Genomic DNA, 20361 nt, shown 5'->3' on the forward strand with positions numbered 1-20361 from the left:
TCCTCTTCAAGTGTCTCTAATCCCAAACTTTACGCCACTTGTTGCTGATGCTTTTTTAATTGTTCGGAGAATTTCTGAGAATAAAGTTTATACCAATTCTCCCAATAATCTGGTTTTTTAGTTAATTTTGCAATCAGGCGATTATAAGTGTTAAACCAGTTTTCCCAATAATCGGTTGTAATTTTAATGCAGCCATTGCCCGTGGGACAACTAGCTTTGCACTGAGGTACAGTATGGATACTATCAACGCAGTTTGTACAAAGATTGGGATCAATCCAAAGATGATTTTCAACCATTTTGATTGCGCCGGTAGGACATACAGACTGACAAAGCTTACAGGAAATGCACTCGCTGGTTATTTGATAAACCATGATGATCCTCCATAAAAGAGAACAAATTGAGGATTAGGTACTGGGTAATGAGTGCTAGATAATTATTTGGTAATGGCTAGTAGTTAGTGGATAGTGGTTAGTGGAAATTTGACTAATTACCAACAACTATCTAATAACTACTAACTAATAACTACTAGCAACTAACTAGTTCCTGCACGTATTGCTGGTAATATTCCAGAGCGACCTTTTCAATCGCATCGTAGGTTTCAACTGTTTGTATGCCAGCAGCGTGCAATTTTTCCTTGGGGCATTCGCCAATCTTCGCGACTAATACGGCTTTGCAATCGGCGATCGCTTCGATGATCTTTTCAAGAGTAGCTGTCTCTCCATAGCCACCTTGGCAATAGTGGTCTATTCTACGATGACCAACATACTGCACTTGTTTACCATCCACTTCGTAAACCTGAAATTCTTTGGCATGACCGAAGTGCTGATTTACTAGTCCGCCGCCTTTTGTTGCTACTGCAACCATAATTTTCACATTGTTTTGTACAGACACGCTATGGCTTGTCTCTACAGACTTTTTGGCAGCTTTCAGTTCTTCTTTAAACTTCTCAATTCCTGCGTGAACTTCTTGGCGTTTTTGCAAGTCATATTCTGGAGCCATTTCCAAGAATTTATCTTTAGTAAATTCTTGGCTGCGGTCTTCTCCCAATAATCCTACCGCATCGGCACGACACTGACGACAGTGGCGCATCATCTTCATGTTACCAGCGCATTTGTCTTGTACTGCCTTTAGTTCTTTGGGGGTAGGCCCACGCTGACCGGTAAGTCCGAAGTGAGTGCCGTGTTCTGGGGCAGAAATCAGCGGCATAATATTGTGTAGGAATGCACCTTTGGAGCGAATTACCTTGTTCACTTCTGCAAGGTGTTCGTCGTTAATCCCCGGAATCATCACGGAGTTAACTTTGCACAAAATATCGGCTTCTTGAAGGGCTTGCAATCCTTCCATCTGCTTTTCGTGCAGAATTTTTACCCCTTCAATACCTCTGTAGCGCTTACGCTTGTAGTGAACCCAAGGATAGATCATTGCCCCGATTTCCGGGTCAACCATGTTAATAGTGATGGTGACGTGATCTATATTTAGTTGTCTAATGCGATCAATGTATTCGGGAAGCATTAAACCATTGGTTGATAAGCAAAGCTTAATGTCAGGTGCTTTGTCTGCTATTAACTCAAAGGTACGAAAAGTCTTTTCTGGGTTGGCTAGTGGATCGCCTGGACCTGCGATTCCCAAAACTGTCATTTGAGGAATTTTACCTGCAATCACCAGTACTTTGTGTGCGGCTTCTTCCGGTGTTAGCAATTCGCTAACTACTCCCGGACGGCTTTCGTTAGCACAATCATATTTGCGATTGCAGTAATTGCATTGAATGTTGCAGGCAGGGGCGACTGCAACATGCATCCTAGCATAATGATGATGGGCTTCTTCACTGTAGCAGGGATGCTTGGCAATGCGTTCTTGTAGTCTTTCGTCCACTTCCACGGTGGAACCACTGCTGCATGGGCCGCAACCTTTAGATTTGACTTCAGGTCTGATTTCCGTAACTGGGGAGTTGACAATTCCTGTAGAAGGTGGTGTCATTGAATTTCGCTTCGCAAGGGGTCGGTGATGGGAATGCTACTGTTTAATGAGTTAGGAATGGAAGCCGCGTCTGTTTTGAGCGCTGCCTACCGGGGTTCGGGGTAGGCTATAAACCCAAGTTTTCTCGGCTGGTGTGTGTCTGCACAAGATGTGGGTGGAAGACAGCGCCTACAGCCACGACTTCGATTTCACAGGGGCATGGTGCTATCTCATCCCTCCACTCACTTATCGCTCCTTGATTGGTGCGTCAAGTGATTGGCGATATCTGTTTTATATCAGTCGTCGGAAATAGACCTGAGCTTATAACCAGGATAAGATTTATTAGATTTATTAAGTTTGTACTCAAAATGTGAAACCCAGATTTCCAAAGCATTAAAAGAATTGGAAATTTTTTTTGGGGTAGGGGCGCTAGTATTTTGGGGTGAAAGTACAAGTATTTATGGAGAAGGGGACAAGTGTTTTTGTACTCAGATCAAACCCAGCTTCAGCAAGGGTTTTAAATCAATTTGCAGTTTTTTTAGCTGACAGGGAGTTGTACTCAAAAACCCTTCTTAAAATAGCCCAGACCACTGATTTTGACGCGGTTTTTACTTTTGGAAATCTGGAGTAGGTTACGGACTCTACTCCAGAAAATTGCGAAATTCAATTCTGTATCCAACATATCACTTTATTTTTTGATAGAAAATGCGATTTAATTTTTTTTAATTTTTGGAGAGGTAATTATAGACTTTGCAAGAGAGAAGCCTGATTCTGAGACACTTCAAGCAACTTTGCCAAGCGAAAGATGAGAATTCGTCGCAAAATCTGGTAGCTAAAGTTCTGGCTGAACTTCTATGTCCCTAAAATACTGTATTGCCAATTGCAGAGAATTGCTAGTTGAGGACTAGGGATAGTGAACAGTGATCAATAAACTTTCAAGAAATAAGGCAAAGGGCAGAGGGCAGTAGACAGTAGATACGTAGCGGTGAGGGAGTCGCAGTCTTGGACGCCCCATGACACCAGTCGCTACAACGCGCTTAACCCGACGCCAGGTGACGCCAGTCACTACCAACGGATACATCGCTAGCTAACGCAACGCCTGACGGCGAACGCGCCTACAAGTCGGCACTAGAGGCGCAGTGGATTCCCGGAGGGTAGCCGCCCAACGCGCTGGCTCCTTTATGCCAGGAACCCGTCTATCCTCCGGGTACTCTACGAGAAGCCCTTCGGATTCGGGGGTTCGCCGTCACGCGTTCTCGCAGGGTACCCGAAGGGCTTCCGCAGGTAGGAAAGAGGATTTGACTTGTTTGTTATTCGTAGCGGATGGTGTGCCGCTAGTACGTCTGCTCTCAAGAAAAGCTGATAAATGAACTGCTACCAACTAAATACCAACTATTATAGAGTAATATTAAAAAGTTGAGCGCTGATGTGGGAGTGTTTAAGGCGAAAATTTTGGCGAACAATTTATATCGAGCAATTGGTAAAAAAATTGATGTTAAGACAAAGAAATTGACACCAGCAAATACAACTCAACAACTCAAAGATATCCAGTTAATTGTCGACGTTTTTGACAACAGTGTGGCACGTCAGGCGGTGAAGGATTATGCAGATCAATTTAAGCTCCCTTGTCTTCATGCTGGGCTATCAGCAGATTATGGAGAAGTGATTTAGGAATCAGGTTTATCGTGTTCCTTCTGATGTTAATGATGATATCTGTGATTATCCACTGGCACGAAACTTAGTAGTCTTGACTGTTGCTGTTGTCTGTAAAGAAATAACTTCCTTTATTTTTACAGCACAACAGCATAAATTTACCATCACCCTAAAGGATTTAACTGTTCAATCTCTTTGTTTATAAACAAAGCTACAACCATCCCTATGTACACCACCGACTTATGCCCATCCTTAAGGTTAACAGCACTGAATTCGTAATAGTGCTAACATTTTTGAGCGCTTATTACCTAGAACGTTCTTGGGTATCTACGTCTAGTTCTTCGCGTCGGATTGTGTCAGTGGCTTCAGCAGTATCAGTCTCTACAACTTTCTTGACTCGCACTTCTTCTCGTACCACAGCTTCTTTGTGGATGTCGGGCGTTTCTTCGTAAATGTCCATGCGAGCTACTTCACCTTCTTGGAAGTCGGCTTGGCTTGGATCTACTGGTGTAGCATTTGTAGGATTTGTTCGCTCGATTACCACTCGCTCTTGTTCAACAGGTACTGCAACACGAGCAGTTTCTGTTTCTACGTGTTTACCAATGCTTACTTCCCCAGCTTTACGACGTTGTTTATTGGCAACTAGCCGTTCTTCGTATAGCTTCAGACTCTGATGATCGCGATCGCTCATGTTATACAACGACGGTTCTTGCTCGTAATTGTAGGTGTTGCGATCGTAATCGTAAGTAGTTGATTGATTTAGAGCAGAAGTATCAGCCATTGGGCGATATACACCGCGGACTTGCTCTTCATAGTCATAATCAATTCTTTCAAGATTGTCATAGTCAGGCAAATTTTCTACTTGCTCTTTAGTCAGTCCAGAGGCATAAATTCGTCCATCTGTGTAGCTAATATTAGCGCGTCCAACTGGTAGCAAGACTTTTTTGCCAAAAATCCAGAAACCTGTATCTACGACAAAATAGCGGAAGCGACCAGTATTTTCATCAACTAAGATATCGAATACTGAACCCACTTTCTCATTGTTCGCTCCATAAACATCAAAATTTTTGAGATTGTCGATATCAGAGCCATATTCACTATAGTCAGGGTATAAGTCTTCTAGTTTGACAAGTGCCATACAACTAACTCCTTTTTTATTAGTTACTTTCATTTTCAAAATATGAACAATTTATTCCTCTCTCTTTTGAAAGATTAAAAGATAATCTTTTTATGACTATTGTCATAAATTTTGTTCAGATTTAACTGGATTTCAATCATTTATGATTGAAATATAGGATTACTATTTGATGTTTGAACAACACGTAGGGTGTGTGATTGCAAAGCGTAATGCACCCTACAAATACTTAATTTTTTCAGAAATCAAACCTGATTCCGATCGCAACATCGTTATTAGTCTAATTTTTATCAAATATTTCAGATTTAACTATTTTCAAACACAGACTTAGATTTACTATCATTTGCAACTGATTCATCTTCAAAATGCTCTTTTTTATTTTCTTGCCAATGATTGAGTATATCTTTGACTAAAACTTCTTTTATCCAAATTTGCAGCACAATTACTAAAGGAACAGCTAGAAATACGCCTAAGAATCCGAAAAAGCTACCAAAAATTACTACCGCCACTAAGGTGACTGCTGGTAATAAAGATACTTGACTTTCCATAATCAAAGGTACTACAACCAAGCTTTCAATTTGTTGAATTCCAAAGTATAAAGCGATAACTGCAACTGCCTTCCAAGGTGCAACGCCCAATGCCAAAAGGGCTGGTGGAATTACACTTAATGTTGGGCCTACATTCGGTATAAATTCTAATAAACCTGCCAAAGCTGCATTTACTAATGGCAATGGTACCCCTAAAATCAATAATCCAAAATAACTTAATGTGGCAATGATTAACATTGTTAGGAGTGTGCCTTTAATCCAGCCAGTTAAAGAAGTGGCACATTGATCCAAAATTTCATTTACTCTTCTGCGGTAGAAAGCAGGAAATAGTAGTATAAAACCTTGTCGATATGGTAGAGGATTGGCTAAAAGCATGATTGTCAACACAAAAAATAGCAACAATCCCACAGCAACAGCTAGTGATCTGCTAACTAAGTAAAAGAAATTGTTAAGCAGTTGATTTAACCAATTTTGTAAACCTTGAGTGAGATAACCAAGCCCACTAATATTTTCTATAAATTGCTCTGGAATTACACCCCGCAGCCAGTTATTCCATAAACGTAATTGTTCTACTGTTAAAGGTAGAAGTCTAGTCAGTTGTTGTGATTGCTCGACAAGACGCGGCACAATCAATGTAAAAAAACCGAATAACACAAGTAGTACACAAACAACTGTGAGCGCAACAGCAAAGCCTCGTTTGATCCCAGCTCTTTGAAAAAATTGTACCAATTGATTTAGTACTGTTGCTAAGACGACAGCCGCAAATACCACCAAAAGGATAGTGCGAATTTGCCAGAGAATATAAATAGATATAACAAGGGCGAGAAAGCCGATTAATTGCCCGAAACGCACTATGTAGCCTCCAGATTTTTGCACTTTCCAGCAATTGTGCTGACTTGAATGTTTTTAAAGTAGCTCTAATGTCTTTGCTATAAAAGCCTCTTCAAGGCTGATTTTCCAACGGCAATGATTTTTCCAACCTCAGATAGAATTTCAAGGCTTGATCGGACAGTACCTTAAAAAAGACAACAACTGAAGGCAGTAGCCCAACAAATGCAAGATCCACGTCCCAGCAATGTTTGGAATTTGTTAGGGTTTAATTTTTAATAGGTTTTTTAAGAGCGTAAACAAGTATACAAATGCTCTTTCCAACGAGGTACATTTATAGCCCAGACTACATTTATGTTTGGGGTTTTGTGCAGTACGCCCAACTCATCGACAACTGTTGCACCTCTTGTAAGTTCACTTGTAATTTCCACATCCACAAAGTATTTGCCTTGACGCATGACAATATCTGGATCGAGGGCAACAGCGATCGCCACAGGATCGGGTAGCATCAAACCAGGAGCAGACTGAATGTTCATGCTGGTATCTAAAGCTATTTTGTTGCACTCCATTGCTAAACGTGCTGTTTGTGTACCGAAGTTAGTAATTGTCTCTATTTCGGCAAGGGTTAAGGCTGCATCGTGGCGGCTTAACTCCCAACCTACCATTTCTATTGGCATCCCACTATGAAAGACAATTTTGGCGGCTTCTGAATCTACCCAAATGTTATATTCAGCAGCTGGCGTAACATTACCAACTGTATTAGCTGCACCACCCATAACTACACAACGCTGTACCAATGAGGCAATTTCTGGAGCGCGTAGTAATGCAGTCGCTATATTGGTAAGTGGCCCTAACGTGACAAGTGTAATTTCATAGGGATAAGTTTTAAGTGTGTCAATAATTACTTCTGTAGCGTGTGCTGATTGAGCTTTAGTTTTAGGTTCACAGTAATAATTATTACCCATACCATCATCACCGTGAAACCAATGTGCGTAGCTACTCGCTCTCAAAATGGGCTTGGAGCAGCCGATATATACTGGTGTATCAGCATTACATACTTCGAGCGTATACAGTGCATTTTTAACTCCCTGCTCCACAGGTACATTACCGTTCACAATTGTTACTGCTTCAACATGAATGCCCGGCCAACGATGTGCCATAATTAGAGCCACAGCATCATCAGAAGCAGTATCTGTATCGATTAAAAATTTGCGCATATAGCTAAAAATTGATGAAAGTCTTACTACTTATCTCTCCACTCTGAACGAAAAGAATTTGAGAAGAATTTAACCATTGAGAGTCAAAAGAACCCAGATGAGTAGTAGTAATCAAGGTTTGAAAGCGATCTTGGATAGTATCAAGTAATTGATTTTGACGAGACAAATCTAACTCTGCCAAAACATCATCAAGTAGTAGCAGTGGAGACTCTCCAACGACTTCTTCAATTAATTGCAACTCCGCTAGTTTTAAAGCTAATACCAGCGTTCTTTGCTGTCCTTGAGAACCATATTGACGAGCTGGTGTGCTATTAATTGTCAACTCTACTTCGTCGCGGTGCGGCCCGACAAGAGTAGTACCTTGTCTCAACTCAGCAATAGCTCGTTGCTGAATTTTGGCTAAAAAAGCTTGTTGTACCTGCTCTGGTTGATTTTCTTCTAAAGGAACGTTTGGTGCATACTTTACTTGCAGTGTTTCTGTACTGCCGCTGATATTAGCGTGCCAAGCCTTAGCAATTGGGGCTAGTCGCTGTATGGCTCGTTCCCGACGTCTAATCACCCGTGTACCTGCATTAGCTAATTGGGCATCCCACACGGCTAATTCAGATTGTACAGATGCTGTTGGGCGTATTTCTAAATTCTGCCTCAAAAAAGCATTACGCTGCCGCAGCACTTGGTTATACTGCTGCAAGATGTGAGTGTAAATAGGTTCAAGTTGAATTAATAAAGTATCTAACCAATGACGGCGAACCTCAGGTAGCCCACGCACTAGTTCTAAATCTAAACTAGAAAACTGTACGGCATTAAGAACGCCGAGAAAGTCCATTTGACGCCGGAGATTTTCGCTGTTGAGGGTAACAGTACGGCGACCATTGCGCCGTAGCGTTAAACTGAGGCTACTAATACCAGTTTGTCGCTTCAGGGAAGCACTAATTTGGGCAGTATCTTCTCCTTCACGAATTAAATCGCGATCGCGTCCATGTCGGTGCGATCGCAATGTTGCCAATAACTCTACCGCCTCTAGCAGGTTCGATTTTCCTTGAGCATTATTACCTACCAAAATCGTTTTTGGAGCAGTAAATTCAATTTGCTGCTCTTTATAGTTACGAAACTGTCGAAGTTGGAGGGTTTTGAGGTACATGCGAGGGGCTAGGAGGGGTAAATGGGAGATTAACTGACGCAAAGACGCGGGGAGCTTGGGACGCAAAGAGATGAGGACAAAGGGAGAGAATGTGATTCACGCTTCCCCTTATCCCATGCTCATCTTACCTCCCGATCCTCTTTCACCGTGTCCCCGTGTCTTTACCTCCCCGTGTCCTCTTCTAAACAGTTTTCTTGCCAATCAAACGGAAAAATAGCTTCTCCCCTTCAATCCAAATAAACATTAAGGCACTAAAGCCAAGACAAACTCCCAATTCTGACATACTTAGTACATGAGTACCAAAGAAGGCGCGTAGGGGAGGAACGTACACTAACATCAACTGCAAAATTGTTGTTAGGATAACCGATCCTAGTACATAAGGATTAGAGAAGGGATTCATCTCTATTGTCAAGCGCGAGTTAGAGCGAATTGCGATCGCGTGTCCCATTTGAGCAAGACACAGGGCAGTAAATACCATTGTTTTCCAACGCTGTGGATCGAGTCCTGGCGCTTGTACTGTTTGAACATGATAATATGCCCACTGCATCAGAATTATAGAAATGATCGCGAAGATAATCCCAATCCGAATCATGTAGGAACCCAAACCCCTCGCAAAAATGCTTTCGCGGGGACTGAAGGGTGGACGCTTCATAACGTCGGGTTCCGGTGGTTCTACTGCTAGTGCCAAAGCTGGTAAACCGTCAGTAACAAGGTTCATCCACAGAATTTGCAGCGGCGTCAGAGGAACGCCTCCCAGTCCGAGGATGGGTGCAGCGGCAATGGTGAGGACTTCACCGATGTTACTACCCAGAATGTATTTGATAAAGCGACGGATATTTGTATATACAACCCTACCTTCTTTGGTAGCGGCGACAATTGTGGCAAAGTTATCATCCAGCAACACCATGTCACTAGCTTCTTTACTAACGTCGGTGCCGGTGATACCCATTGCAATCCCGATATCAGCTTGTTTAAGGGCTGGGGCATCGTTTACGCCATCGCCAGTCATTGCCACAAATCTGCCCCGACGTTGTAATGCCTGCACAATCCGCAGTTTGTGTTCTGGGGCAACACGAGCATAAATATTTATTAAGTCAACATTTTGCTCTAGATCTTGGTCATTCATTCTTTGCAAATCTTGACCTGTGAGGGCGCGATCGCCTTCCGCAGCAATACCCAAATCCGTGGCGATCGCTCGTGCTGTTAATTGATGATCGCCTGTAATCATAATCGGTCGAATGCCTGCTTCTCGGCACTCTTGTACAGCGGCTCTCACTTCTGGGCGTGGTGCATCTAGCATTCCCACTAATCCCAACCACACTAAGTCTTGCTCATATGTTTCTTCTGAGCCTTCGGGAGGAACTTCCACAAGAGGTTTATAGGCAAAACCCAGCACCCGCAAACCCTTAGAAGCCATACGGTCATTTTCTGCGAGAATCTTATCCCGTTGTTCTTGGCTGAAGGGAATTACACTATTACCTACAAAAATATGAGTGCAACGAGCCAAAGTTAGTTCTGGAGAGCCTTTGGTAAACATTAAGTAACCTTCGGAGTTCACCAGGTGACTGATTGTGGGATCAACATCACTTAAAGGCGATACACCAGTTTCTACTTGCTCTATTTTGGTAATCACGCTCATCCGCTTGCGTTCGGAGGAAAACGGGAATTCGCCAACACGAGGTAACTTACTGTTCCACTGGTCTTTTTCAATACCTCCCTTTCCTGCTAGTGTTAGCAGGGCTCCTTCAGTTGGATCTCCCAAAATTGTCCATTGTCCTTTGTCCTGTTGCAATACCGAATCGTTACAAACGGCACAAGCAACTAATAAAGCTTGTAATCCTGGATAGTCTTGTAGTTCTACAGTTCCCTCTTGCTGTTTAAATTCACCTGTGGGAGCGTAACCTTCCCCTGTAACGCGAAAACTTTGATCATCAGCGGCTGTGTAAACAGATTGCACTACCATCTTGTTTTGAGTCAGAGTACCAGTTTTATCAGAACAAATAGTAGTTACAGATCCAAGAGTTTCTACCGCTGGCAGTTTGCGGATCAAGGCATTGCGCCGCACCATCCGTTGGGTTCCTAGTGCTAGAGTCACGGTAATTACGGCGGGCAAACCTTCTGGCACAACAGCCACTGCCATCGAGAGCGACACTTGCAACAGTTCTCGCAAGTTGCCACCACGCAACAAACCAAGGGCAACAACGATGGCGACTAGAACCAAAGAACCCGTTACTAGAACATTACCGAGTTGTGCCATCCGCTGTTGTAGGGGGGTAGGTTCACTTTCTACCGCCTGCAACATCGCGGCAATTTTCCCTAGTTCTGTCTGCATCCCGGTATTGGTGACTAGAACCCTAGCCCTTCCTTGGACGACTTCTGTACCTTGAAAGACTAAATTAATGCGATCGCCCAATCCTGTTTCGTCAGGCAATGTGATTTCCGCCTGCTTAACAACCGCCTCGGCTTCACCAGTAAGTGCCGACTCCCGCACTTGCAAGTTGGATGCTTCTAGCAAACGTCCATCTGCTGATATGTGTACTCCCGCTTCTAAGAGCATCACATCTCCCGGCACCAAATCTTTTGCTACTACCTCCATTGGTTTGCCGTCACGGATGACTCGCACATTAGGAGAGGCAAGTTTTTTTAGGGCTGCCAGAGCTTTCTCAGCACGGCTTTCTTGGACGTAACCAAGGATGCCATTCAGAATAACAATCGCTAAGATAGCAATAGTGTCTTTAAATGGCACCTCACCTGGTTTCAGTTGCCCCGCCCGCCAATCTAAAAGGTCTAAAACACCGGAAATTATAGCTACAGCGATCAGCATTAACAACATAATGTTTTTAAACTGATCCACCAAAATTTCCCAGGCGCTGCGACCTCCTGTTTCCTCTAGTTCGTTTGGGCCATATTTTTGCAGCCGTTGTTGTACTTCTTGAGGTGATAAGCCAGTGTCTGCATTGCTAGAGAGCAGTTCTATAGATTTATCAACTTCTAAATTATGCCAAACGGCAGCTGAATCAGGCAGAGAATGAGCAGACATCTTATAGGTTACAGGAAATGGTTACCGAATTCGATCATAATTTAGTGAAGGCTGGAAAAACCATCTACTAAAGTTACATTAAAGATGTTACCAACCTGGGTGGATGTAGGTGTGATTCCTGACATCTATAATTTTTTCTACAGCAATATTCATAAGTTTTTGCTGAAGTAAATGTATTTATAGCACTTATTTGTGGTGATTATGACCAATTGAACTTGCTAATTCAATTGCATAATAAATACCACAATTAATCCAGGCGTGCTCAACCTCTAAGTAAAGTTAGTTTAATATGAGTTTTGCTCTTCCCAGTTTTTCACCTCGCCAAATGTTTGGGCAAAAGACTATTCGACCCATTGGTGCTGCCGTCTTGAGTGGCATCGCCTGTTTTGAGGATAACCTCATTGCCATTGACTCTGCCAAAGGTTTTCTGCTGCAAATAGATCCTGTTTCAGATAACACTAAAATCCTCAATCCTCACCAAACCAGAGAATTTACAGACATCACAGGTTTGGCAATTTGGGAAGATACCCTTTGGGTAACGCGCGATCGCAGTGTTTATGCTTGTAAATTAGGTTCTTTTGGTTTGGAGCATTTTGTTACCTTGCCTTATACCGCTGATGGTATTGCTGTTTGGAAATCAACTGTTTATGTTAGTTGCCAAAAGTTAGGATACATTCTGATTTTTGATCGCAATACGCGCAAAGAAATTACTAGGTTCTATGCTCCGGGAGTGGGAGTGGAAAACTTGGCAGTGAGTGAGGAGACTCTTTGGGTTTGCGACAGCACCGAACAAACAGTTTATTGCCTTGATAGAGCAACTGGGGAAGTTCAATTTAGTGTACTGACGCCATTTGACTCTCCCACAGGTATAGCAATACACACAAATGCGAGTACGGGAGAGCAAACTCTTTATCTCGCCTATGCTTCAGAGGAGCCTTATGTGCGAGATAATCCCAATGCAGATCCTAATCACGAGCTAGCATACCGCGATCGCACGTTTATTCATCCACTTTACTATCACTACGAACCACAAAAACACTACGCCCTCTCCAATGGCTATCTGATTGAAATGTCCTACGCAGAGGAAATTTCGCCGATTGAAGAAGTGTATTTACAAGAAGTTGAGTGGAGAATTGCTCTGCCTAGTGACACCGATCGCCAAAAGGTAAAACACGTTGAACCGATTGGGTTGCCTTTCGAGGAAGAATTTATAGATGGGCAACGGGTAGCAGTGTTTAGATTTGATGCTCTGGCTCCAGGCGAGCGACATATGTTTGGCTGGAAAGCAGTTTTAGAAGTCCGAGGTATCAAATATCGCTTTACTCCAAAAGATGTAGAAGATATTCCCAAACTATCGCCAGAATTTACAAGCCGCTATCTAGTAGATAATGATGAATTAGCAATGGATACTGCCATTGTTCGTCGTGCTGCTGAGGAAGCAATTGGTACTGAAACCAATTTGTTGCGCAAAATGTACAGTATCCGTAATTATGTTTACGACCAGTTATCTTATGGCATCAAACCCCACATAGATACTCCAGATAGAGTTTTAGAACGAGGAGTTGGTTCTTGTGGCGAGTATGTCGGTGTCCTGCTGGCTTTATGCCGTTTAAATGGAATTGCTTGTCGCACCGTCGGTCGTTACAAATGTCCTCCTTATGCCGAACACCAGCACGTACCCCTACAACCAGATTACAATCATGTCTGGCTGGAATTTTATATACCGGGTTTTGGCTGGTTGCCAATGGAATCTAACCCCGATGATATTGGCAATTATGGCCCTTATCCGACACGGTTCTTTATGGGCTTGTGTTGGTATCACATTGAAATTGGCAAAGGTATCCCCTTTGAAACTTTAACAAGTAAAGGTGTGCGGCTGACAAAAGAAGATATTTCAATTGGCGAGTTGGCGATTAATCATATCCGGTTTACGATTTTGGAGGAATTACCGCCATTTTAGAGACAGTTTGTACCAGACGCGATTAATCGCGTCTGGTACAATTCGTCCCCTTCCAAGCGCAACGCACCGCCAACAATTTAAGCAATTTTTGTAGGGTGGGTACTACCTAAACTTTCCTCAAACCCTTATGTTTTCGTTGTATAACAGTGTCCACCTTACGCTGATTGAGATGCAACACACCGCCAACAATTCAAGAATAGTAGTCCGCTACGCAAGTAATGAGAGGCTATAGATCTCATTGATCCCTAACTGCTCACGTATCGTCACGATTTGACTCCCATTTTGTCGTCTTCCTTGCCAAGCTGAGAAATGCGCTTATGACTGGGGAGGAATCATGCTGCCGCCAAGTCAGATAAAGTCCGGTTTTAGGTGTCTGCTCTTGTAAGGGTCTGTAAATGACTCCGCTTCTGTGGAAGTTTTGCAAGGAGGCGGGAACAAAAGCGATGCCCAGTCCTGCTGCAACCAAGCCGATGATCGTTTGCATCTGAACTGCCTCTTGAGCCACTTTCGGATGAAATCCTGCTTGCTGACAAATATTAATAATCTGTTCGTAAAAGATGGGTCCCATTTTGGCAGGAAATAGAATAAATAATTCATCTGCCAATGTAGAGAGAGATACTTTAGTTTGGGCAGAGAACGGATGGGTTTCTGGCAACGCCAAGACCAATGATTCTTGCAAAATGCATTCCACACTCAAACCTGGCTCGCTGATGGCAGAACGAACAATGCCGATATCAATTTGTTTGTCATACAGGGCTTGAATTTGTTGAGCAGTCGTCAGTTCATGCAATCGCAGTTCTACAGCCGGAAACTGTTCTCGAAAGACCCTTAAAATATCTGGCAGGACGGTATAGGTTGCAGAGCCGACAAATCCGATCGCCAACCGTCCAACCTCACCCCACCCAATCTGTTGGGTCGCTTCAATCGCTTGTTCGAGTTGCGCTAACACCAGGTATGAACGCTCTAAAAACACTTTGCCTGCTTCAGTTAGATGCACTTGCCGTGTCGTGCGATGGAACAGTTGCACGTCGATTTCTGCTTCTAACTCCTGAATTTGCCGACTGAGAGGTTGTTGCGCCATTTGTAAGCGTTGGGCAGCGCGACCGAAGTGTAATTCTTCCGCCACAGTTACGAAGTAACGCAGATGCCGCAATTCCATTTGAACCTCTAGGGTGTTAATGCTACCAAAATCAGTGTTGGACAGTTCTAATCTTACTTTTTAGCATGAATGAAGAGGCAGAGAGAGGAGGGCATCCGACATGACTAGTAACCGTCACTTAGGCGCATTGGAATCAGACCATCGGGACGCATTTTCTGTTTCTCGATCAACCAGAACGAGGGCGCGATCGCTTTGTTCAAGAAGTTCTTTCGTTTTTGGGGTAAACAGTTTTGCAGTCACTATTAATCTTAATTGGAGGAAAAGCAAATGAACTCAGACAAAAATCGTGTCACTCCTAAAGTTTGGTTGATTACAGGATGCTCAACAGGATTCGGACGTGCTCTAGCAGAAGTTGTATTAAAAAAGGGCGACTACCTGCTAGCTACTGCTCGTGAACCAGAGCAACTTCGCGCTTTGATTGAACACTATCCACAAACCGCAAAGGCTGTCCGTCTGGATGTAACATCATCCCAAGATATACAAACTGCGGTTGATACCGCGATCGCTACATTTGGTCGAATTGATGTGCTGGTCAACAATGCGGGTCATGGACTCATTGCCGCCCTCGAAGAAGTCAGTGATGGTGAGATTCACCAATTTTTTGAAACCAACTTCTTTGGAGCACTCCGTCTGATGCGAACGGTCTTACCTGTGATGCGTCAGCAAGGCAGCGGTCACATTGTGAATATATCATCCACAGCAGGATTAGTGGGATTTGCTGGAAGCAGCCTCTACTGTGGTGCTAAATTTGCCCTGGAAGGTACGTCTGAAGCCCTAGCTAAGGAGGTTGAGTCCTTTGGAGTAAAAGTGACTTTAATTGAACCTGGGGCATTTCGCACAGACTTTAACGGACGCTCTCTAGCAGCAGCCGAGCAATCCATTGATGCCTATGCTCCGGTGAGCGGTGCGTCATTGCAGTGGTTCAAAGAGATGGATGGTCAGCAACCTGGCGATCCACGATTAGCGGCGCAAGCCATCATTCAAGCTGTGGAAAGTCCTCATCCACCGATGCGACTGGCATTAGGCACTGATGCCATGAGCCTGATTCAGGAAAAACTGGAATGGGTCAAAACCGATTTGGATGCTTGGCAGCAGGTTACTGTAAGTACGGATTATACAGATAGTAACAACTGACGTAATCATTGGAGAGTTAAGGTCTGAGCGAGCTATGAGGCGGTGCATATGCCCACTAAAGTTCAGAATCTAAATCAGGAGAAAGTTCAGTTTCAGCAACAACTCAACGGCTCTGCACAAAGCTGAAGTCGATCAAAGAAAAATATCCCTGATCGCTTGCCAACAAAATACTCACCAATCTTTGGCGCAAGGTGCGATTGTAAGTCGTCATCATCCTTATGCTTGATAAATTTCTTCAAATAGAAGCTTCAAAGAAATTGTCATGATCGTGAAAAGAGTACTCGATCGAGGACTAGGCGCGGTGGAATGTCATTTTTAGTATAGAGTTACAAACCGCATCAGGAGATTTGATTTATGAGTCACTCACAACAGTATGTTGTTGGGTTGGTTTTTTATCCTGGCATGACAGCACTCGATCTCATTGGGCCGCAAACCGTATTTAATGCTCTGCCAGGTATCCAAATCCACCGTATCTGGAAAACGCTAGATCCAATTCAAACTGATGATGGAATGAGAATTATCCCAGATACCACCTTTGACAATTGTCCGCCCCTAGACATTATTTGTATTGGCGGTGGTTTAGCCCAAAGTGCAGTCGTAGACGATCCAGAGATCCTGGCATTTTTGCGGCAACAGGGTGGTATGGCAAAATTTGTCACCTCGGTTTGTGGTGGTTCTGAATTTCTGGCAAAAGCAGGATTGCTTCAAGGATATCGTTCTGCAACTCACTGGATGTTTCGCGAACAGCTGGCAGCAGCAGGAGTTCAAGTCAGTACCGAGCGAGTGGTAATTGATCGCGATCGCATGAGTGGTGGTGGCGTTACCGCAGGGATTGATTTTGGTCTAGAGGTTGCCAAAGTACTTTATGGTGAGGAAACTGCCAAGATGGTTCAGCTATTAATAGAATACGATCCCGCCCCGCCCTTTGATACCGGTTCGCCAGAAAAAGCAGGCGCAGATCTGGTTAATAAAGCAATGTTATATGCTGCTGAAGCATTGAATTTAAAAGTCAAGTAGGTAGTTTAAGATGACCGCAAATTCAGAAATAGATCGCGATATTGCTGCTAAAAGCTGGATCAAAATTGGTTTTTACGCCACTTCAATCCTCTTTAACGTCTGCTTAATTGCTCAGGTATTAACGGTTGGTGTTGCATACTTTACCGATCCTAGCTGGTGGAATATTCATGTGTGGCTCGTGCGAGGGTATAGTGGACTGTCGCTAATATTGCTAGCAGGGTTGGCGATCGCTCCATTCTCGAACTCAATCCGATCGCTTACCGTCAGTCTACCTACACTGCTTGCTCTCCAGTTTTGCAGCATTCGTCTTCAGACTCCTCTTCATTTGGAGGTGCTTCATCCTCTGATTGGATTCGCGTTATTCTATGTTTCTTCAAGCCTTGTACATCGTGTATCACGTCAGGTTTTTAATAAGTCAGACGCTGACTAAATTTTAGCAGGAGCTTATAACAATTATTTACAGCAGATTTCAAGTTTATGAGGTATTAAACTCAGTCTTAAAGTTAATATATGCTGCCTATTTTACTTCTGGCTCCTAAATTCTGCTGTATAAGTTTTACTAGCAGGAATTAGTGAAGCATAGGTTAATGTTGTACTTTTTGCGAAGCTTTAAAAGCCGAAAACTCACAAATTGAATTAAACGGACAGAACTTACAGTGATAACCAGGATTAGGCGGAAAAATCTGGCTAAACTTATGATTTTGCTGTTGATATTTTTGTAAATCTTCTTGGTGCTTTTGGGCAATACTAGCTAATTCAAATTCAACAAAATCCAATTCTCCCCTAGTTACACTGATTAAATCCGATTTTTTGCAAAACTCCAAATTATAAAAGGAAGCGACAGCTTTTTGCCTGGGATAAAGATAACGAGCAGCTACCAAATAAACTAATGCTTGGCGACGGTCAAATGTAGATTTACCTGTTTTGAAATCTAAAATATGTAAAGTGCCAGTAGACTCAATGAAAACACAGTCCATAGTCGCATACAAGCGGAAAGAATAATGCTTTTGCTCAACCCAAATTGGTTTGGGGAAACCTTCATCACCACGAGTTAAGAGAATAACCCTTTTTCCTGAAAGTAACGGCTCATCTTGATATTTTGTTAAGATTTGCAACACGCGCTGCTGGACTTCTTGTGAAGAGTTAGCGAGTTTGAGTAACTCTGCTATTTTTTGCACGCCATCTGATTGATTTAACAGATGCCTATTGTGATGAAATTCATAAATACCTTTCTGCGCCAATAAACCAATACGCTGGGGTGCAGTAACTTTTGCTAACAGTGATTGAACTTGTGGCTCGTGCTGGCGCGCTTTAATAAATCCCCGTCTCATTTGGCAATGTAAATGTTGCTGCCCTGCTGATGGGGCAACTAATGACCAAAGATGATAACTGGCGAAAGGTCGCTCAGAAATTGACATTGCTCAATAACGGTGAGAAGACAAAGGGGATAAATTAGGATACACGCATTTTGCTGAAAGCTTCATGTAGTATTTAGATAATGGATGAGAAAAAGTGGCAAAAATGAACGCCAGTAGCAACTCCAGCAAAATAAAATTTGGAACTGATGGGTGGCGAGGAATAATTGCCGATGACTTTACTTTCTCTAATGTACGGAAAGTAACGCGAGCGATCGCAAGTTACATTGAAACAGCCTATACTAAAAATCGACCAGTTCTTGTTGCCTACGATACTCGCTTTCTAGCTGAACAATTTGCCCTTACCGCAGCTCAAGTCTTAGCAGACTTGGGCTGGACGGTTAAAATCACTGAGCGGGATTGCCCAACACCAGTAATTGCCTACAATGCCCGTTACTTAAATTCTGCTGGGGCATTGATGTTTACTGCCAGCCATAACCCAGCACCATACTGTGGGATTAAATATATCCCCGATTATGCCGGGCCTGCCACTCCAGAAATCACTGATACTATTGTGGCAAATATTGAAGGTGCATCGGATGCTCCACCCCCGAATCATCCAGTTAGCTCTATTTCTACCTTCGATCCTAAGCCAGACTATATGCGATTTCTCTACACTTTGCTTGATGTACAAAAAATTCGCAATGCTCGATTGAAGGTAAAGTATGATGCCCTCTATTCTACTTCTCGCGGTTATCTTGATGAAGTTTTGCAACATTGCAGCTGTGATTTTGAAACTTTCCACGCTTGGCGTGATGTTTTATTCGGTGGAGATATGCCAGAACCCAAGGAAGAACAACTCCATCAGCTAGTAGAAGCAGTGCGTCACGACAAAGCTGATTTGGGTTTGGCTACTGATGGAGATAGTGATCGCTTCGGTATTGTTGATGAACAAGGAAATGTTCTCACTCCCAATACTGTGTTGTTAATTTTAATACGTCATTTAATCAAAAATAAAAATAAAACAGGTGCTATTGTTCGTACTGTTGCTACTACTCATTTGCTAGATCATCTGGCAGCTAAGTATGGATTAAAAATATTTGAAACACCAGTAGGTTTTAAATACATTGGTGCAAAAATGCGTGAAACTAATGTATTAATTGGTGGAGAAGAATCTGGCGGTTTAAGTATGATCGGACACATTCCTGAGAAGGATGGCATTTTAGCTAATATGTTAGTGGCAGAAGCGATCGCCTACGAAGGTAAACCATTAAGTGCTCTTGTCCAAGAAGCAATTGCTGAAGCAGACGGGCCTATATACAACAAGCGTCTTGATTTACACCTAACTGAAGCCCATAAAGCTGCTATCATTAATTTTTACACTAAATACACCCCTGCCGAAGTAGCAGGAATTAAAGTTAAACAAGTAGGGAAAAAAGACGGTGTTAAACTCTATTTAGAAGAAGGTAGCTGGGTGCTTTTGCGTCCATCTGGAACAGAACCTCTCATGCGTGTTTATGTGGAAACAAAATCTCCCGAAAAGTTAACCCAAATTGCTCAAGCAATGGAATCTGTAATCAATCAACTCCAACCAGTAGCTGTGTAGAGAAATTAGGGGCAGTCGGAGACGCGGAGAAATATGAGGACAAGGAGAGAGAACCTGATTCACTATTCCCCGTGTCACCGTGTCACCGCGTCCCTGTGTCCTTTTCCCAATCCCCAATTCCCATTCCCCTGTCCCCTTCTTCATATGAAATCCTTTGTTACTCTTGTCACAACAATAGTTATAGCTGTCTGGGTGGTGACCGTTGCTATTCTATCTGTTCAAAATGCTACCCCGGTATCTTTAAGATTTATCACTTTTCAATCTATTCAGCTTCCTGTGGGTTTACTACTAGCTTTTTGTGCTGGAGTAGGCATGATTGGGATGGCATTAATACAACCTCTGTGGGGTATCGCTGATTCTGGGGAGAGAGCTTCTACCAGAGAAGATGATACCGAATTTTTTGTAGATGAAGATTTTTAAACCTTATGAAATATACCCAAAAATAGAACTAAGTAGCCTTTATGAATTGGGTACAGAAGAGGACAAGAAGACAAGGTGACATGGAAGGAACAGGAGTGTGAGCTACGTCTTTCCCCTCATTTCCCCTCTCTCCTTGTCTTAATTCCCTCCTGCCTTCTGCCTACCTACCTAATCTGGGGGAAGGGCTACTCT

General features: G+C 43.0%; 17 protein-coding genes. 7 read left to right on the plus strand and 10 right to left on the minus strand.

Annotated features, from left to right (window positions below; genetic code table 11):
- Window positions 1-29: 29 nt before the first annotated feature.
- Complete coding sequence (locus U2718_RS04945) at window positions 30-371, minus strand: DUF362 domain-containing protein (RefSeq protein WP_341995603.1); 342 nt, start codon at window positions 369-371, stop codon at window positions 30-32.
- A gap of 154 nt (window positions 372-525) precedes the next feature.
- Entirely contained in the window at window positions 526-1977 is a 1452-nt protein-coding gene (gene nifB, locus U2718_RS04950; RefSeq protein WP_341995604.1) for a nitrogenase cofactor biosynthesis protein NifB, read from the minus strand.
- Window positions 1978-3408: 1431 nt separating this feature from the next.
- Between nifB and U2718_RS04955 the strand changes: the two genes are divergently transcribed.
- Window positions 3409-3627, plus strand: coding sequence for a hypothetical protein (locus U2718_RS04955; protein ID WP_341995605.1), 219 nt, complete (start codon window positions 3409-3411; stop codon window positions 3625-3627).
- 286 nt (window positions 3628-3913) lie between these two features.
- Here U2718_RS04955 and U2718_RS04960 read toward each other — a convergent pair whose 3' ends face one another.
- The 5 genes from U2718_RS04960 to U2718_RS04980 all read right to left on the minus strand — a co-directional run bounded on the left by U2718_RS04960 (window position 3914) and on the right by U2718_RS04980 (window position 11518).
- Window positions 3914-4747, minus strand: coding sequence for a DUF2382 domain-containing protein (locus U2718_RS04960; RefSeq protein WP_341995606.1), 834 nt, complete (start codon window positions 4745-4747; stop codon window positions 3914-3916).
- 302 nt (window positions 4748-5049) lie between these two features.
- On the minus strand, window positions 5050-6144 hold the full coding sequence (locus U2718_RS04965; RefSeq protein WP_341995744.1) for an AI-2E family transporter: 1095 nt from the start codon (window positions 6142-6144) through the stop codon (window positions 5050-5052).
- 263 nt (window positions 6145-6407) lie between these two features.
- The gene (locus tag U2718_RS04970; protein ID WP_341995607.1) at window positions 6408-7337 is read right to left on the minus strand and encodes a nucleoside hydrolase; all 930 of its coding nucleotides are present in this window, start codon (window positions 7335-7337) and stop codon (window positions 6408-6410) included.
- Window positions 7338-7341: 4 nt separating this feature from the next.
- Entirely contained in the window at window positions 7342-8478 is a 1137-nt protein-coding gene (recF, locus tag U2718_RS04975; RefSeq protein WP_341995608.1) for a DNA replication/repair protein RecF, read from the minus strand.
- Between the two features lie 181 nt (window positions 8479-8659).
- A complete protein-coding gene (locus tag U2718_RS04980; RefSeq protein WP_341995609.1) occupies window positions 8660-11518 on the minus strand; it encodes a cation-translocating P-type ATPase in 2859 nt (952 codons plus the stop codon).
- A 289-nt stretch (window positions 11519-11807) separates the two neighbouring features.
- Between U2718_RS04980 and U2718_RS04985 the strand changes: the two genes are divergently transcribed.
- Window positions 11808-13478, plus strand: coding sequence for a transglutaminase domain-containing protein (locus U2718_RS04985; RefSeq protein ID WP_341995611.1), 1671 nt, complete (start codon window positions 11808-11810; stop codon window positions 13476-13478).
- A gap of 253 nt (window positions 13479-13731) precedes the next feature.
- Here the strand turns inward: U2718_RS04985 and U2718_RS04990 are convergent, their stop codons facing one another.
- Both U2718_RS04990 and U2718_RS04995 read right to left on the minus strand, forming a co-directional pair.
- A complete protein-coding gene (locus U2718_RS04990; RefSeq protein ID WP_341995613.1) occupies window positions 13732-14637 on the minus strand; it encodes a LysR family transcriptional regulator in 906 nt (301 codons plus the stop codon).
- Window positions 14638-14751: 114 nt separating this feature from the next.
- Window positions 14752-14877, minus strand: coding sequence for a hypothetical protein (locus U2718_RS04995; RefSeq protein ID WP_341995615.1), 126 nt, complete (start codon window positions 14875-14877; stop codon window positions 14752-14754).
- A 27-nt stretch (window positions 14878-14904) separates the two neighbouring features.
- Here U2718_RS04995 and U2718_RS05000 point away from each other — a divergent pair, with 27 nt between their 5' ends.
- From U2718_RS05000 to U2718_RS05010, 3 genes are all read left to right on the plus strand, one after another.
- Entirely contained in the window at window positions 14905-15771 is an 867-nt protein-coding gene (locus U2718_RS05000) for an oxidoreductase (RefSeq protein WP_341995616.1), read from the plus strand.
- Between the two features lie 354 nt (window positions 15772-16125).
- Window positions 16126-16788 carry a DJ-1/PfpI family protein gene (locus tag U2718_RS05005; RefSeq protein WP_341995618.1) on the plus strand — a complete coding sequence of 221 codons (663 nt, stop codon included), beginning with the start codon at window positions 16126-16128 and terminating at the stop codon, window positions 16786-16788.
- 10 nt (window positions 16789-16798) lie between these two features.
- Window positions 16799-17218: a DUF6220 domain-containing protein gene (locus tag U2718_RS05010; RefSeq protein ID WP_341995620.1), complete on the plus strand. Its 420-nt coding sequence runs from the start codon at window positions 16799-16801 to the stop codon at window positions 17216-17218.
- A 154-nt stretch (window positions 17219-17372) separates the two neighbouring features.
- Here the strand turns inward: U2718_RS05010 and U2718_RS05015 are convergent, their stop codons facing one another.
- The gene (locus tag U2718_RS05015) at window positions 17373-18206 is read right to left on the minus strand and encodes a PD-(D/E)XK nuclease family protein (protein ID WP_341995621.1); all 834 of its coding nucleotides are present in this window, start codon (window positions 18204-18206) and stop codon (window positions 17373-17375) included.
- A gap of 103 nt (window positions 18207-18309) precedes the next feature.
- Here U2718_RS05015 and U2718_RS05020 point away from each other — a divergent pair, with 103 nt between their 5' ends.
- Window positions 18310-19749, plus strand: a complete 1440-nt coding sequence (locus U2718_RS05020; RefSeq protein WP_341995745.1) for a phosphoglucomutase/phosphomannomutase family protein — start codon at window positions 18310-18312, stop codon at window positions 19747-19749.
- A gap of 144 nt (window positions 19750-19893) precedes the next feature.
- Window positions 19894-20169 (plus strand): LapA family protein, encoded by a 276-nt coding sequence (locus U2718_RS05025; protein ID WP_341995623.1) that lies wholly within the window; start codon window positions 19894-19896, stop codon window positions 20167-20169.
- Window positions 20170-20361 lie beyond the last annotated feature (192 nt).

Source organism: Chlorogloeopsis sp. ULAP02, assembly GCF_038404745.2.
Classification (GTDB): Bacteria; Cyanobacteriota; Cyanobacteriia; order Cyanobacteriales; family Nostocaceae; genus Chlorogloeopsis.

Bases quoted from the DNA above. Each gene is read 5' to 3' on its own strand.
- recF (WP_341995608.1), bottom strand. From the start codon at position 8,478: ATGTACCTCAAAACCCTCCAACTTCGACAGTTTCGTAACTATAAAGAG.
- U2718_RS05005 (WP_341995618.1), top strand. From the start codon at position 16,126: ATGAGTCACTCACAACAGTATGTTGTTGGGTTGGTTTTTTATCCTGGC.
- U2718_RS05010 (WP_341995620.1), top strand. From the start codon at position 16,799: ATGACCGCAAATTCAGAAATAGATCGCGATATTGCTGCTAAAAGCTGG.
- U2718_RS04990 (WP_341995613.1), bottom strand. From the start codon at position 14,637: ATGGAATTGCGGCATCTGCGTTACTTCGTAACTGTGGCGGAAGAATTA.
- U2718_RS04985 (WP_341995611.1), top strand. From the start codon at position 11,808: ATGAGTTTTGCTCTTCCCAGTTTTTCACCTCGCCAAATGTTTGGGCAA.
- U2718_RS05020 (WP_341995745.1), top strand. From the start codon at position 18,310: ATGAACGCCAGTAGCAACTCCAGCAAAATAAAATTTGGAACTGATGGG.
- U2718_RS05025 (WP_341995623.1), top strand. From the start codon at position 19,894: ATGAAATCCTTTGTTACTCTTGTCACAACAATAGTTATAGCTGTCTGG.
- U2718_RS05015 (WP_341995621.1), bottom strand. From the start codon at position 18,206: ATGTCAATTTCTGAGCGACCTTTCGCCAGTTATCATCTTTGGTCATTA.
- U2718_RS04960 (WP_341995606.1), bottom strand. From the start codon at position 4,747: ATGGCACTTGTCAAACTAGAAGACTTATACCCTGACTATAGTGAATAT.
- nifB (WP_341995604.1), bottom strand. From the start codon at position 1,977: ATGACACCACCTTCTACAGGAATTGTCAACTCCCCAGTTACGGAAATC.
- U2718_RS05000 (WP_341995616.1), top strand. From the start codon at position 14,905: ATGAACTCAGACAAAAATCGTGTCACTCCTAAAGTTTGGTTGATTACA.
- U2718_RS04970 (WP_341995607.1), bottom strand. From the start codon at position 7,337: ATGCGCAAATTTTTAATCGATACAGATACTGCTTCTGATGATGCTGTG.
- U2718_RS04980 (WP_341995609.1), bottom strand. From the start codon at position 11,518: ATGTCTGCTCATTCTCTGCCTGATTCAGCTGCCGTTTGGCATAATTTA.
- U2718_RS04945 (WP_341995603.1), bottom strand. From the start codon at position 371: ATGGTTTATCAAATAACCAGCGAGTGCATTTCCTGTAAGCTTTGTCAG.